This window comes from Dinoroseobacter sp. S76 (assembly GCF_049801095.1).
Lineage (GTDB): Bacteria > Pseudomonadota > Alphaproteobacteria > Rhodobacterales > Rhodobacteraceae > Dinoroseobacter.
The window spans coordinates 237,713-250,829 of sequence record NZ_JBNAGH010000003.1 but is presented as its reverse complement, the minus strand read 5'-3'; the positions used below and the strand labels follow the sequence as shown (position 1 = coordinate 250,829).

10 protein-coding genes are annotated in these 13,117 nt (G+C 65.2%); 8 read left to right on the top strand and 2 right to left on the bottom strand.

The window, feature by feature from the left end:
- Positions 1–69: 69 nt before the first annotated feature.
- Positions 70–654, top strand: a complete 585-nt coding sequence (locus tag ACP153_RS10885) for a VPLPA-CTERM sorting domain-containing protein (protein ID WP_424971011.1) — start codon at positions 70–72, stop codon at positions 652–654.
- 75 nt (positions 655–729) lie between these two features.
- Here ACP153_RS10885 and ACP153_RS10880 read toward each other — a convergent pair whose 3' ends face one another.
- Positions 730–2,418: an aconitase X gene (locus ACP153_RS10880; protein WP_424971010.1), complete on the bottom strand. Its 1,689-nt coding sequence runs from the start codon at positions 2,416–2,418 to the stop codon at positions 730–732.
- A gap of 159 nt (positions 2,419–2,577) precedes the next feature.
- Here ACP153_RS10880 and ACP153_RS10875 point away from each other — a divergent pair, with 159 nt between their 5' ends.
- Complete coding sequence (locus tag ACP153_RS10875; RefSeq protein WP_424971009.1) at positions 2,578–3,612, top strand: trans-3-hydroxy-L-proline dehydratase; 1,035 nt, start codon at positions 2,578–2,580, stop codon at positions 3,610–3,612.
- Between the two features lie 3 nt (positions 3,613–3,615).
- Here ACP153_RS10875 and putA read toward each other — a convergent pair whose 3' ends face one another.
- On the bottom strand, positions 3,616–7,101 hold the full coding sequence (gene putA, locus ACP153_RS10870) for a bifunctional proline dehydrogenase/L-glutamate gamma-semialdehyde dehydrogenase PutA (protein ID WP_424971008.1): 3,486 nt from the start codon (positions 7,099–7,101) through the stop codon (positions 3,616–3,618).
- 116 nt (positions 7,102–7,217) lie between these two features.
- On the opposite strand from putA, the gene ACP153_RS10865 reads away from it, so the two are divergent.
- The 6 genes from ACP153_RS10865 to ACP153_RS10840 all read left to right on the top strand — a co-directional run bounded on the left by ACP153_RS10865 (position 7,218) and on the right by ACP153_RS10840 (position 13,087).
- The gene (locus ACP153_RS10865) at positions 7,218–7,691 is read left to right on the top strand and encodes an Lrp/AsnC family transcriptional regulator (protein WP_424971007.1); all 474 of its coding nucleotides are present in this window, start codon (positions 7,218–7,220) and stop codon (positions 7,689–7,691) included.
- 169 nt (positions 7,692–7,860) lie between these two features.
- Entirely contained in the window at positions 7,861–8,577 is a 717-nt protein-coding gene (locus ACP153_RS10860; protein WP_424971006.1) for a GntR family transcriptional regulator, read from the top strand.
- Entirely contained in the window at positions 8,574–9,734 is a 1,161-nt protein-coding gene (locus ACP153_RS10855; protein WP_424971005.1) for a mandelate racemase/muconate lactonizing enzyme family protein, read from the top strand. Before ACP153_RS10860 ends, ACP153_RS10855 begins: the two co-directional genes overlap by 4 nt.
- Before the next feature lie 27 nt (positions 9,735–9,761).
- Complete coding sequence (locus ACP153_RS10850) at positions 9,762–10,799, top strand: transporter substrate-binding domain-containing protein (protein ID WP_424971004.1); 1,038 nt, start codon at positions 9,762–9,764, stop codon at positions 10,797–10,799.
- Positions 10,800–10,847: 48 nt separating this feature from the next.
- Entirely contained in the window at positions 10,848–11,999 is a 1,152-nt protein-coding gene (locus ACP153_RS10845) for an ABC transporter permease subunit (RefSeq protein WP_424971003.1), read from the top strand.
- On the top strand, positions 11,999–13,087 hold the full coding sequence (locus ACP153_RS10840) for an amino acid ABC transporter permease (RefSeq protein ID WP_424971002.1): 1,089 nt from the start codon (positions 11,999–12,001) through the stop codon (positions 13,085–13,087). The genes ACP153_RS10845 and ACP153_RS10840 overlap by 1 nt, the downstream gene beginning before the upstream one ends.
- Positions 13,088–13,117: the final 30 nt, after the last annotated feature.

The window sequence follows — 13,117 nt, the reverse complement described above, 5'->3', positions numbered from 1 at the left end:
TAGAGATAAGCTCCCGGTTGTCCGGGCAGGTATTCAAGGAAGAAGCGCAGGGCTGCGCAGGAGTGTATCATGATTAAATCTTTGTTCGCAGCAGCGGCCCTGGCCCTTGGGCTGTCGGCCACAACCTCGCAGGCGGTGACGCTCGATCTGGGCAATCTCCAGCTCGGGCCGGAAATCGTCAGTGTCACAGGGGCGGCGGATATCATCGGGGGCGGGATGATCCCGGCCTCTTTCCTCGGGATCGGGGCCTCGTTTGGCCCGTTCGAGGTGGTCACCGTCACCGGGTTCGATCCGTTCGACGCCGGAGACTTCTCGGTCACCTATGCCGTGCCGTCCACCACCAGCAGTCTCTCGGGGGTCGCAACGGATCTTGTGACGACCGATACCACCATCGAGCTGCTCTTTGACGTGGCCGCGGGCAATATCGGCATTCCTTCCGGCAAATTCGTTGTGGTGATCGAGGATATCGATCCGGTCAACGACTACGGCGCCGACCCTTTCGGGTTTCTTGGCGCCCCAACCCTGGGACCTGACCCGGTTCTGAGCTCCTTCACACTCACGGCGCTTGTTCCGATCCCTCTGCCCGCGGCGTTCCCGCTGCTGGCGCTGGGCCTCGGGACATTGGTCGCCGCGCGGCGACGCAAATCAGCCTGATCAAACCCGGGGTTTCGGCCTCGGGGGCTGATAGCAAGACAAAAGGCGGCGCAGGGGTCTGCGCCGTTTTGCATGTCAGCGCAGCCAGAGCGGATGAGCCGAGGGGACCGCCCCGGTCACCGCCGCATGGGCGCAATCCGCCAGACTGCCAAAGCGCACATCGCGGCCGCTGAGCCCCGGCGCGTAATGGGCGTATTTCCCGGAATTGGTCATGAGCGTCGTGCTGCGCGGTGGAAAGAGCGGCTCAACGATGGAGCACCAGCAGAGATCCGCGTGAAACCGGACGCCCGCGGTGTTCAGTCGCGCGACCAGCCCTTCGGTCCTGGCCTGCTGGTAGATATCGCGGCCCAGAGTGATGATGACCGACATGTTGGGATCCACCCGTCGCCCCTCCATCAGATCCGCGAAGGTCCGTGTCTCCTCGAGCGAGAAATGCGGGCTGCCAAGCGCGATCAGGTTCACTTGCGCAGGCCCGGAATTCAGCTGAGCCCAAGCCTGCGTGAGGTCCGCTGCGCCGATCCGGATCCGGTCGGCGCCGGGCAATGGAGGCAGGGTGCTCTCTGGCGTGATGCCTGCGATATGCAGCATTGGCGCTGCCGAGGTCGTGCCAAAGGCAGCGCAGATCGCGCGCAGGTCATCGCGGCTGGGCGCGGCCTCTGCCAGCCCGGTCAGGAGCGGGATGCGATCCGGGGACAGCCGCCCGGCGACCCAGCCGATCAGAGGCCAGAGCGCATCATCGTGGGGCGCGGGCAGATCCATCTCGAGGATCCGGCCGGGACGCCGCCCTTCGGTCAAATAGACGCCAGTCTCCGGCGCGCGTCCGGTCATGGCGATAAAGAGGTCGAGGTAATCCGGGTGTTTCGCCGTCCGCGCGCCAAGCACCGTATTGGCAAAGATCACTGCGTTGGATTCCGACCAGCCGATATCCTCGCCAAGCGCCGGGCTGTCCTCCAGAAGGTAAGGCGCACAGGTGAAGGTTGGCCGCGCGCCCATCTCCACATAGGCATCGGCCAGGGCGCTCGCCGCGCGTCTGAAATTCGGGGCGAGGGCGGGCGCCGCGCTCGCGGCCCGGTCCACGGAGACCGCGTTGATCGTGGTCGGCACCCCGACCCGCGCGCCCATCTCCGCCATGGCCCGGGCGAAGGTCAGGTTCGCGGGGTGGGCATAGATGCAGCCGTCGATATGCCCGCGCGTGATGTCGCGCAGCCGGGTCGCCCCCTGAGCCACGGCAATCGTCGTGATCACATGCATGGCCAGCGCGACCGGCGCACCGTGCTCCCCGGCGAGCGTGGCCTGATCCTCGACGCTGAGCGTAAGATCCGTTGCCGAGGTGCGGTGAAGCGCGAGTGTGCTCTCCGGCATGATGAGCTGCGTGCCCGCGATCCGGGCGTGTTGCTGCGCGGCCAGCGTCGCGTAGTCCGCAGGCGGCAAGCGCAGAACCGCCAGGGATTTCTCGAACATCCGATGGGCGATCAGCGCGCCGAGGGTGAGGATCTCCTCCTCCTCGCGGAACACAAGCGCGGCGGGCGCGTGGCCGTTCAAAGCAAGCTCCAGCAACACGCCGCTGCCGGAACAGGAGCCACGGCTCGTGGGCATCAGCACGATCTTGTGGGCCAGGGACTGGCCATGCAGCGCGTGATGCGCGTCGATCACCACCCCGGTCTCGGGATCGACACCGCCCCAGAAACTGAGCCCCTCATCGCAGGTGATCACGTCCCCGGCGACATCGGCAGGCAGGATCAGGCGGGCGAGGGGTTCTGTCATGGCGTGGGGACCTGAATGCGAGGAACAGACCGCGGGATGCGGGCTTGGCGCAGCTTGGCGGAGGCGGGCCGGCCTCGGCAAGCGATGATTTCCGCAGGCCCCCTCGCCAAACCCCGTCCGAGCGCGGATAAATGAGGGCGACACCAGCGGGAGGCGCCCATGCGCAGCAGCAAAACCATCCATGTCGTCTCCTGCCATGCGGAGGGCGAGGTCGGTGATGTGATCGTCGGGGGCGTGGCGCCTCCGCCGGGCGACACGCTCTGGGCGCAGCGCAGCTGGATCGCGCAGGATCAGACCTTGCGCAACTTCGTGCTGAACGAGCCGCGCGGCGGGGTCTTTCGCCATGTGAACCTGCTCGTGCCGCCGAAAAATCCCGAGGCGCAGATGGGTTGGATCATCATGGAGCCGGAGGACACGCCGCCCATGTCCGGCTCGAACTCGATCTGCGTTTCGACGGTGCTGCTCGATAGTGGGATCCTGCCCATGACCGAGCCCGAGACCCAATTGGTGCTCGAGGCGCCGGGCGGGTTGGTGCGGGTGCGGGCCGAATGCGCAGACGGCAAGGCCCAGCGGATCCATGTGCGCAACTTGCCCTCTTTCGTGGCGGAGCAGGGCGTGGCGCTGGACGTACCGGGCTTTGGCCCGCTCACCGTGGACACAGCCTATGGTGGGGACAGTTTTGTGATCGTGGATGGCGCAGCACTGGGGCTGAATTTCGCCCCGGAGGAGGCGGGCAAGCTGGCCGAGTTGGGCGTGCGGATCACCAATGCAGCGAACGCGCAGCTGCGCTTCACCCATCCCGAGAACCCGGATTGGACGCATTTCTCCTTCTGCCTCTTTGCCGGTCCACTGACCGAGGCGGCGGGGCGTTTGACGGCGCCCTCCGCCGTGGCGATCCAGCCGGGCAAGATCGACCGCTCGCCTACGGGCACAGCGGTTTCGGCGCGCATGGCGCTGCTGCATGCGCAGGGGCGGATGGCGCTGGGCGATGCGTTCGAGGCACGCTCCCTGATCGGCTCGACCTTCACGGGCCGAATTGTCGAGGAGGCCATGGTCGGCGGCCTCCCGGCGATCATCCCGGAGATCTCGGGCCGCGCCTGGATCACCGGGACGCACCAGCACATGCTCGATCCCGGGGACCCTTGGCCCGGCGGCTACCGGCTCTCGGACACATGGCCCGGGGCTGGCGGTTAGGGCCTACTGCGCCGCCAGCAGAGAGGCATTGCCACCCGCCGCCGTGGTGTCGATGCAGAGATGCCGCTCATGGGTACAGAGATCGGCCATCTGACTTGTCGCGATCAGGGGCAGTAGCGCGCCCTCCCGCGCCGCCAGCGCCTTGCGCACTGCCGTCAGGTCCGCAGTCTCGGACCAAAGGGCGACCGCTGCAAAGCCCTGCAGCGTCTCAAGGGCCGCGCGGGGGAGGTACCCCGACAGGGTGTCCGGCCCCATTGCGCCTGGCGCGATGCCGAGAACCGGGCAACCCATCCGCTGGGCCGTTTCCATCTGCGCCGCGACATCTTCGGCGCTAGGACCAAGGCAGAGGATTGTGCCGCGAGGATAGAGCGACCAGCGGTTTGACTCGCCCGTGGGCCCGGGCATGTCCCGCGTCTCCAGCGGTGCGTCGCTGCCTGCGCCCAAACGGTCCAGCGCCGCCTGCACCTGTGTGGGGTCCACCTCCGCGCCCGTCTGAGGCCCATGGCAGGGCAGGGGACGCCGCTTGAACCGCTGGACATAGGCCGGGCCACCTGCCTTTGGCCCGGTGCCCGACAGTCCCTCGCCCCCGAAGGGTTGCGATCCGACCACGGCGCCGATCTGGTTGCGGTTCACATAGAGGTTCCCGACATTCAGGCGGCTGGTGATATGCTCGACCCGGTCGTCGATCCGTGTGTGCAGGCCGAAGGTCAGGCCATAGCCGCTGCCATTGATGGCCGCGAGGATGCTATCGATTTCGTCGGCCTCGAAGGTGCAGATATGGAGGACCGGGCCAAACACCTCCCGCTCCAGATCGGCGATCCCACCGACGCGGATCACCGCCGGGCCAAGGAACAGCCCGTCCTGCGGCACGTCGAGCTGTTTCAGCAACCGGCCCTCGCGGCGCGCGGTTTCCACATGGGCGGCGATGCCTTGCCGCGCGGTGTCCGTGATGATCGGACCCAGATCCGAGGACAGGCTCCAGGGGTGGGACACCTCCAGCTCGTCCATGGCGCCATAGAGCATTTCGAGGAACCCCTCGGCGATATCCTTTTGCAGATAGAGCATGCGCAGGGCCGAGCAGCGCTGCCCGCAGGAGCGGAAGGCGGAATCTACGATATCCTTGACTGCCTGTTCGGGCAGGGCGGTGGAATCCACGATCATCGCATTCAGCCCGCCGGTCTCGGCAATGAAGGTCGCATCGGGTTCCAGCATCGCGGCGGCGGCGCGGTTGATGATCTGGGCAACCCCGGTGGAGCCGGTGAAGCAGATGCCGTGGATCCTCGGATCCGTGGTGAGCCGCGTCCCGACGACCGCGCCGGTGCCCGGGATCAGCTGCAATGCGGTCTCCGGCACGCCCGCTGCGCGCATCAGACGAATGCCGATCGTCGCTGTGATCGGTGTTGGGTCCGCGGGCTTGGCGATGACGCCGTTTCCGGCGGCCAATGCAGCGGCGATCTGACCCGAGAAGATCGCCAGGGGGAAGTTCCAGGGGGAGATGCAGGTGATGATCCCGCGCGCCGGTTGATCCCCGTGGCGCAAGGCCTCGGACCCATAGTAGCGCAGGAAATCCACCGCCTCGCGGATCTCGGCGATAGCATCCAGCGCGGTCTTGCCGGCCTCGCGGCAGAGCGCGGCAAAGATCTCGCCCGCGTTCTCCTCATAGAGATCCGCAGCCCGGTTCAGGACCCGGCACCGCTCAGTCGGGGGGGTGTCCTCCCAGGACCGCGCGGCGGCGAGCGCTTGTTCGACCGTCTCCGGCGTGCCGAGAGCGACGGTTCCGAGCCGGTCGGCGGGGTCATTCGGGCTGACAACGTCGCTGGCTGCACCCGCCGCCGCGTCCCCCGCAACCATCGGGCCCACCTGCCAGTGCTGCGCCTTAAACGGATCGCGCGCGGCGTGAAACCGGGTGATGTCATCACGGTTCCGCAGGTCCCAGCCCAGGGAGTTCGGGCGCTCCGGCGCATAGAGATCGCCGGGCTTCAGGACCAGATCGCTGGCCTCGGGGGCCCCATTGAGCAAAGTAAACGGGTCGGTGGCAATCTCGGCCGGGGCCACATCCGCATCCACGATCTGGTTCACGAAAGACGAGTTCGCCCCGTTCTCCAGAAGCCGCCGCACGAGATAGGCCAGCAAGTCGCTATGGGCCCCCACGGGCGCATAGATCCGGCAGCGGGTCCCATGGCGGTCCAGCACGATCTTGTGCAGGGTCTCGCCCATCCCGTGCAGCCGTTGGAACTCATAGGCCTCGCGCGGCGCCCCCATCTCGAGGATCGCGCAGACCGTATGGGCGTTATGGGTGGCGAATTGCGGATAGATCCGGTCCGCATGGTCCAGCAGTTTGCGCGCACAGCAGATATAGGAGACATCCGTCGCCGCTTTCTGGGTGAAGACCGGGAAATCCGGGACGCCATCGACCTGCGCCTGTTTGATCTCCGTGTCCCAATACGCGCCCTTCACGAGCCGCACCATGATCCTGCGATCCAGCTCTGTGGCTAGGGACGCCAGCCAATCGATCACCGCCGACGCGCGCTTGCCATAGGCCTGTACCACCACGCCGAACCCGTCCCAACCCGCCAGTTGCGGGTCGCGCAGCACGGTCTCGATCACGTCGAGGGACAGATCCAGCCGATCCGCTTCCTCCGCGTCGATATTGAGACCCATGCCAGCCGATTTCGCCATGAGCGCCAGCTCGGTTACACGCGGCACCAGCTCGGACATCACCCGGTCGGTCTGGCTCAGCTCGTAGCGTGGGTGCAGCGCCGAAAGCTTGATCGAGATGCCCGGGTTCTGTCGCGTGTCCCCATGGACGGCATGGGCGCCGAGCTGCGTGATCGCATCCGCATAGGAGGCGTAATAGACCTCGGCATCTCGCGCGGTCAGCGCGGCCTCGCCCAGCATGTCATAGGAATAGGTGAAGCCCTTCTTCTCCATCCCCTTGCCCCGAGCGATCGCCTCCTGCGTGGTCTGGCCGAGCACGAACTGATGGCCCATCTCTTTCATGGCGCGCTTGACGGCGGTGCGGATCACCGGCTCGCCCAGGCGTTTGACCGCCGCGCGCAGAGTGTCGGCGAGCCCGTGGGCGCCGGGCTCCTGCAGGACCTTTCCCGTGAGCATCAGCGCCCAGGTGGAGGCATTGACCAGGGACGAGCTCGACTGCCCCAGATGCGCGCCCCAGGCCGACGGCGCGATCTTGTCCTCAATCAGCTCGTCAATCGTGGCGGCATCGGGCACCCGCAGCAGCGCCTCGGCCAGACACATGAGCGCAACGCCTTCGTCGGAGGACAGGCCATACTCGGCCAGAAACACCTCCATAAGCCCCGGCGTCCCGCTGGCACGAATGTCCCGGATCAGGCCCTCTGCCGAGGCGCAGGCGGCCCGGCGTGTGGCAGCATCCGGCCCGTGGGCGGCGGCCAAAGCGGTGAGGGTCGCGGTTTCCTCGGCCCTATGCAGGCGCCGGATCTCGGTGCGGACTTGGGACAGCTGGCTCATATCTGCGCTCCTTGGAGGGTGTTCCGCACAGCATATCACCCTTGCGATAGTCAGTTTCCCTTAGTTCTTGAGTTTTAAGGGGATAATCACCTATTTTTGGATCTGTGAAAATCAGGATGACTTCGGAAATGGCCCAGACGAGTGAACTTGACCAAATGGATCGCAGGATCATTGATGAGTTGTCTGTGGACGGGCGCATGACCGTCACGCAACTGGCGCAGCGGCTGGGCCTGTCCAAGACACCTTGCACGGTGCGGCTCAACCGGCTGATCCGCGATGGGTATATCCTCGGGTTCCGCGCCGTGGTGAACCCGGTGAAGCTCGACCGCAGCCATGTGGCCTTTGTCGAGGTCAAGCTCAGCGACACGAAGGAGGCCGCTCTGCGCGCCTTCAACGACGCGGTGCGCGCCCTGCCGGAGGTGGAGCAATGCCACATGATCGCGGGGCCCTTTGACTATCTGCTCAAGGTCCGCTCGCGGGATATTCTGGAGTATCGCCGGGTGTTGGGGGAGCGGATTTCGACCCTGCCTTATGTGTCCAACTCCTCCACCTATGTGGCCATGGAGTCGGTGAAGGAATCCGGCTCCTGAGCCCCGGATCGCGGCTTTTCTGAGCATAGAGCCGAAGCTTCGACCGCTTCGCGCCTCCAAAATACGCTTCAGATCAGCATGTTGCAGGAATGCTGAGGCGGATTTCTGTTTAACTTGATTTGTCGACAAGCTGTATGCAAGATTTTCCCGACTCGGGAAGGGACACGTCATGGAGCGCACGAAGTATCGGAGAGGGTCGGCCGCGACCGAGATCTGCGATCGCCTGCGCACCGAAATCCTGACCCTTCAGCTTGAACCCGGGAGCCCGCTGGACGAGACCGCCCTGTCCGAGCGTTTCGGGGTGTCGCGCTCGCCCGTGCGGGAGGCGTTGAACCGGCTTTTGGTCGAGCGTCTGGTGCAGACCCTGCCGAACCGCTCCACCGTGGTGGCACCGGTGGACCTGCGCAACTTCCCGCAATTCATTCAGGCCTTCGATGTGCAGCAACGCTTTGCGACCCGGCTCGCGGCGGAGCATCGCACGGAAGAGGATGTGACGCGCCTCCGCGCTCTGGCGACGGCCTATAACGAGCATGCGGTTGCCGGGGGTGGGCTCGCGATCATTCAGGCCAATTACGAGTTCCACGCTGCCGTGGGCGCCGCGAGCAAGAACAAGGTCGTGCAACGGCAATATGGGGAGCTTCTGTCGGAGACACGGCGCCTGCTGCATATCCATATCGACTATCTCGACACCAAGCGGGATCGCTCGCTCTTGCGGGATCAGCATTTCGACATCGTGGACGCGATTGAGGCGCAGGACATCGCGCTCGCCGATCAACTGGCCCATGCCCATACGATGCAGTTCCACGACCGCTTCCTCAAGGCGCTGCACCACCAGCCCGAAGAGCGTCTGATGGCGCTCGACATCTGGCCGGAGGGGGCGAAATGAGCCGCATTACGCGTGTCGAGATCCTCAGCCATTGCAACGCTTTGGGCGGCAAGGTCTGGAACCCGGCGATCCGCTGGTCCGACAAATTCGCCGTGTTCCTCGCGGTCGAGGACGATACGGGGCAGATCGGGATCGGGGAATGCTGGTGCTTTGACGCGGCTCCGGATGCCCTGATCGCTTTCCTGCGGACGGAAGTTGTGCCGCAGTTCCTCGGCGCGCCGCTCGATGCGCTCGAAGAGATTTCCGGGCGGATGCTGGACAAGGCCACCCTGACCGCCCGGCACGGGATCCTTTGCTCGGCCCTCTCGGGGTTTGATCTTGCGGTTTGGGATCTGCGCGCGCGCCAGGCGGGCAAGCCCTTGTGGCAGCTTCTTGATCCGGCGGGGCCGGGGGAGGCGCGGGTCTATGGCAGTGGCGGGCTCTATGGCCTCGACAAGACGGCGGCCCATCTGCGGGACGAGATCGCGGGCATGGTTGCGGATGGGCACGACACGGCCAAGATGAAGATCGGCGCGCTGCCGGCAGCGGATGATGCGGCGCGGGTGCTGGCGGCGCTGCAGGCTTTGCCACCCGGCAAGCGCCTGATTGTCGACGGCGTCTACAGCTATTCCGCGGCAGAAGCGCAGGCGCTCTTTGACCGCCTGCCCGGGGACCGGATCCTCGCGTTTCAATCGCCGGTCCCAGCCTCGGATCTCGCAGGCATGCGCGCGCTGACGGATGCGGGCGTGCCCGTCATGGCCGTGGAGGCGGAGTACCGCCCCGAGTTGCAGACGCAACTGGTGGCCGAGGGCTGTGTGCGTTTCCTGCAGGTCGCGCCCATCGCCGTGGGCGGTGTGTCCCGGATCCGGGCGCTCTGCGATCTTGTGACGGAGACGCCGGTTGAGCTGTCGCTCGAGGTTTCCTCGACCGCCTTCGCGTTCCTCGCGGCAGCCCAGATGGCCGCAGCCTCACCGCAGATTGCCCATGTGGAATACCACTATGTCCATCACGTCTTCTTCGACCGGCTCGAGGCGCGTCCCAGCAAGGGCAGCTTTGCTCTGCCGGACCCACCCGGGATCGGCTTTGAGCTGCCCCATGATCAGCTCACGCGGCTCGCGCGCCTCGCGGTCGAGGACGCGACCCCGCTCACCCATCACCTGCCAAGCATCGACGCATAACAACCTGTCCAACTTCAGGAGGACCAAATGATTGGAAACCTATTCACACGACTGACCGCAACGGCGGCTGTCCTCGGGATGGCCACGGCGGCCCAGGCCGCAGACCCGGGCCCGACGGTCGCCGCGATCAAGGAGCGGGGGACGCTTCTCTGCACCGGCCATAATGGCAGCTATCTGGGCTTTGCCGAGGTGGATGATCAGGGCGAATGGACCGGGTTCGATATCGAGTTCTGCAAGGCGTTGGCCACGACCATTCTCGGCTCGCCGGACGCGCTGCAGATCATCCCGGTGAGCTGGGCTCAACGGTTCCCGGCGCTGCAATCGGGCGATATCGACGTCATCATCAAGGTGACCGGCTGGACCCAGAGCCGCGATACCGAGCTCGGCCTGCAATACGGGCGCACCTATTTCATCGGGCCGACCAACGTTCTCGTACGGTCCGATATCGGGGCGGAGAGCACCGCGGATCTCGAAGGTGGTGTCTTCTGCATCAATGCGGGCACTTCGATCGAACGGATCGTGGCGGACTATATGGGCGCGCGCGGGATCTCCTATGAGGCGCTGAACTTCGAAAAGGGTGAGGAGCTGCGTGCAGCGCTCTATGCCGGGCGTTGCGATGCGCTGGCGGGCTTTGGCCCCTTTCTCGCGGCCACCCGTTTCAACGCGCCCAATGCCGACGACTTCACCATTCTCGACGAGGTTCTGGCGCTGGAGCCCGAGGGGATTGCCGCCCGCGAAGGGGATGACGGCTTCATCGACATCATCAACTGGATGGTTTCGGCCCTCCTGATGGCAGAGCAAAATGGCATCACTATGGCCAATGTGGATGAAATCCGCGCCAACCCGCCTTCGGCCTCCGTCGAGCGTCTGCTGGGCGTCAGCCCGGGCGTGGGCGAGCGGCTCGGCCTGTCCGATGACTGGGCCTACAACATGATCAAGGCCGTCGGAAACTACGGCGAGATCTATGACCGCACGGTGGGCGAGAACAGCCCCTACAAACTGCCGCGCGGCAAGAACCACCTCTGGACCAATGGCGGCATGCTCTATCCGCTGGTCCTCGACTAAGAGAGGTGGGGGCGGGCTGCCTTGCGCGGCCCGCTCCCCTCATGCGCCATGGCCCGAACCGCTCCGACCCGCATCAATGTCAAACACTGGCTGATCCAGGGCACCTTCTTGGTGGTTGTGGTCGGGCTGGTGGTCAGTTTCACCGTGATCGCCCGGGATAACCTTCTGTCCCAAGGTATCGCGACCGGCTTCGGCTTTCTCGAGCGGAGCACGGGCTGGCCCATCAATTTCGCGCTGATCGAGGTGACGGACCGCTCCAGCTATGCGCGGATGCTGACGGCTGGGCTGCTCAACACGCTGGTGGTCGGGCTGCTGGGCCTTTGCTTCGCGACCATTCTGGGGGTCGTGCTGGCCCTTGCGCGGATCTCCAGCAATGCGGTGCTGAACTTGATCGGCACGGTCTATGTGGAGGTGTTCCGCAACGTCCCGCTGATCCTGCAGGCGTTTTTCTGGTACGCGGTGATGACCCATCTGCCGCGCCCGCGCGAGGCGATCTCGCTGGGCGGGCTTGGCTATATCTCGAACCGCGGGATCATGCTGCCGGGGTTGGATTTCGGGCTTTGGGATGTACTGCTCTTGGCGGCGGGGCTGGCTCTGCTCTGGGGGCTCTTGCGTCGGCTGACCCTGCAAGGGCAGCTGCGTGCCAATCTCTTCTGGCCTTGCTTGATCGGGCTGGGGTTCGTGCTTTTTCTGGTGCTGCTCCTGACCGGGCGCACACCGGAGACCGCGCTGGTCTCGATCCCGGAACTCAAAGGCCTGCGCTTTGTCGGGGGCTTTGCGATCAAGCCTGAATTCTCGGCGCTGCTGATTGCCATCACGGTCTTTGGCGCGGCCTATGTGGGCGAGATCTTTCGCGGCGGGTTTCTGTCGGTGGATGTGGGCAAGACCGAAGCCGCCATGGCGCTGGGCCTCAGCCCCTGGCAGGTCAACCGGCTGGTCCGCATCCCGCTGGCGATCCGCGCGGTGCTGCCAGCGCTCTCGAACCAATACATCTGGTTGATGAAGGCCACGACGATCGGCATTGCCATCGGCTTCCCGGATTACTTCATGATCGTCTCCACCTCGATCAACCAGAGCGGCCAGACCATGGAGCTTCTGGGACTTCTGATGGCGGGCTTTTTGCTGATCAACCTCTCCATCGGGACCGTGATGAACATCATCAACAAGCGGCTCGCGATCAAGGGACGGGAGGCAGAGTGATGGCGATGATGACCGACACCCCCGCCGCGCCTCCGGTCCAACTGGGTGCGCTCCGCTGGATCCGCCGCCGCCTCTTCGCGACCTGGTTTGATGGGCTGATCACGCTGATCTTCGGGATCGGGGTGGCCTGGGCCCTCTGGCAAGTGCTCGACTGGGCGCTGGTCGACACGGTCCTTGAGGCCGAGTCCGGTGCCGCCTGCCGCGAGGTGAGCGGGGCCTGCTGGGCGGTGATCAACGCTCGCGGACGGCTGATCCTCTTCGGTCTCTACCCCTACGAAGAGCACTGGCGCTCGGCCCTGGCCTGCCTCGCGATCATCCTCGTGGCGGTCTGTTCCTGCATTCCGTGGTTCTGGAAGATGAGCCGTCTGGCGATCCTCTGGGTGCTGGGCTTCGGCACGTTCCTCGCGCTGATGTATGGCGGGTTTCTGGGGCTTGAAGTGGTCACGACCGAGAAATGGGGCGGGCTGTCCCTCACGGTGCTGCTCTTTGCCTCGGCGTTGGTCTTCGGGATGCCGCTGGCGATCTGTCTCGCACTTCTGCGGCGGTCGAAACTGCCGGTGATCCGCAAGGTCGTGGGCCTCTTCATCGACACGATCCGATCGCTGCCTTTGCTGACCCTGCTCTTTGCCGCCGCGGTTGTGGTGCCCTTCGTGGTGCCGGACTGGGCTCAGGGCGACAAGCTCATGCGTGTGATCATCGCCTTCACGATTTTCTTCTCCGCCTATCAGGCCGAGATCATCCGCGCAGGCCTGCAGGCCATCCCCGAAGGGCAGGAGGAGGCGGGCGCCGCCCTTGGCCTGCACTACTTCGGCGTGGTCTTCCTGATCCTGTTGCCCCAGGCCTTCCGCAACGCGCTGCCGGCGACGATCAATCAGGTGGTGATTACCTTCAAGGAAACCTCCATCGTCACCATCATCGGGTTCTTCGAGATCATGGCCTCGGCCAATGCCGCCATCGGGCGGGGCGATTGGAGTGGACAGTTCATCGAGGTCTATGTGTTTGTGGGCGCGATCTACTTCGCGTTTGCCTTCGGCCTCTCGCGCTATGGCGCCTATCTCGAGCAGCGCGCCAAGCGCGCGGACCGATGATGCGGAGGACCCCGACCCCCATGCGAAACC

Bases quoted from the DNA above. Each gene is read 5' to 3' on its own strand.
- ACP153_RS10850 (WP_424971004.1), top strand. From the start codon at position 9,762: ATGATTGGAAACCTATTCACACGACTGACCGCAACGGCGGCTGTCCTC.
- ACP153_RS10885 (WP_424971011.1), top strand. From the start codon at position 70: ATGATTAAATCTTTGTTCGCAGCAGCGGCCCTGGCCCTTGGGCTGTCG.
- ACP153_RS10875 (WP_424971009.1), top strand. From the start codon at position 2,578: ATGCGCAGCAGCAAAACCATCCATGTCGTCTCCTGCCATGCGGAGGGC.
- ACP153_RS10865 (WP_424971007.1), top strand. From the start codon at position 7,218: ATGACTTCGGAAATGGCCCAGACGAGTGAACTTGACCAAATGGATCGC.
- ACP153_RS10855 (WP_424971005.1), top strand. From the start codon at position 8,574: ATGAGCCGCATTACGCGTGTCGAGATCCTCAGCCATTGCAACGCTTTG.
- ACP153_RS10880 (WP_424971010.1), bottom strand. From the start codon at position 2,418: ATGACAGAACCCCTCGCCCGCCTGATCCTGCCTGCCGATGTCGCCGGG.
- ACP153_RS10860 (WP_424971006.1), top strand. From the start codon at position 7,861: ATGGAGCGCACGAAGTATCGGAGAGGGTCGGCCGCGACCGAGATCTGC.
- ACP153_RS10845 (WP_424971003.1), top strand. From the start codon at position 10,848: ATGGCCCGAACCGCTCCGACCCGCATCAATGTCAAACACTGGCTGATC.
- putA (WP_424971008.1), bottom strand. From the start codon at position 7,101: ATGAGCCAGCTGTCCCAAGTCCGCACCGAGATCCGGCGCCTGCATAGG.
- ACP153_RS10840 (WP_424971002.1), top strand. From the start codon at position 11,999: ATGGCGATGATGACCGACACCCCCGCCGCGCCTCCGGTCCAACTGGGT.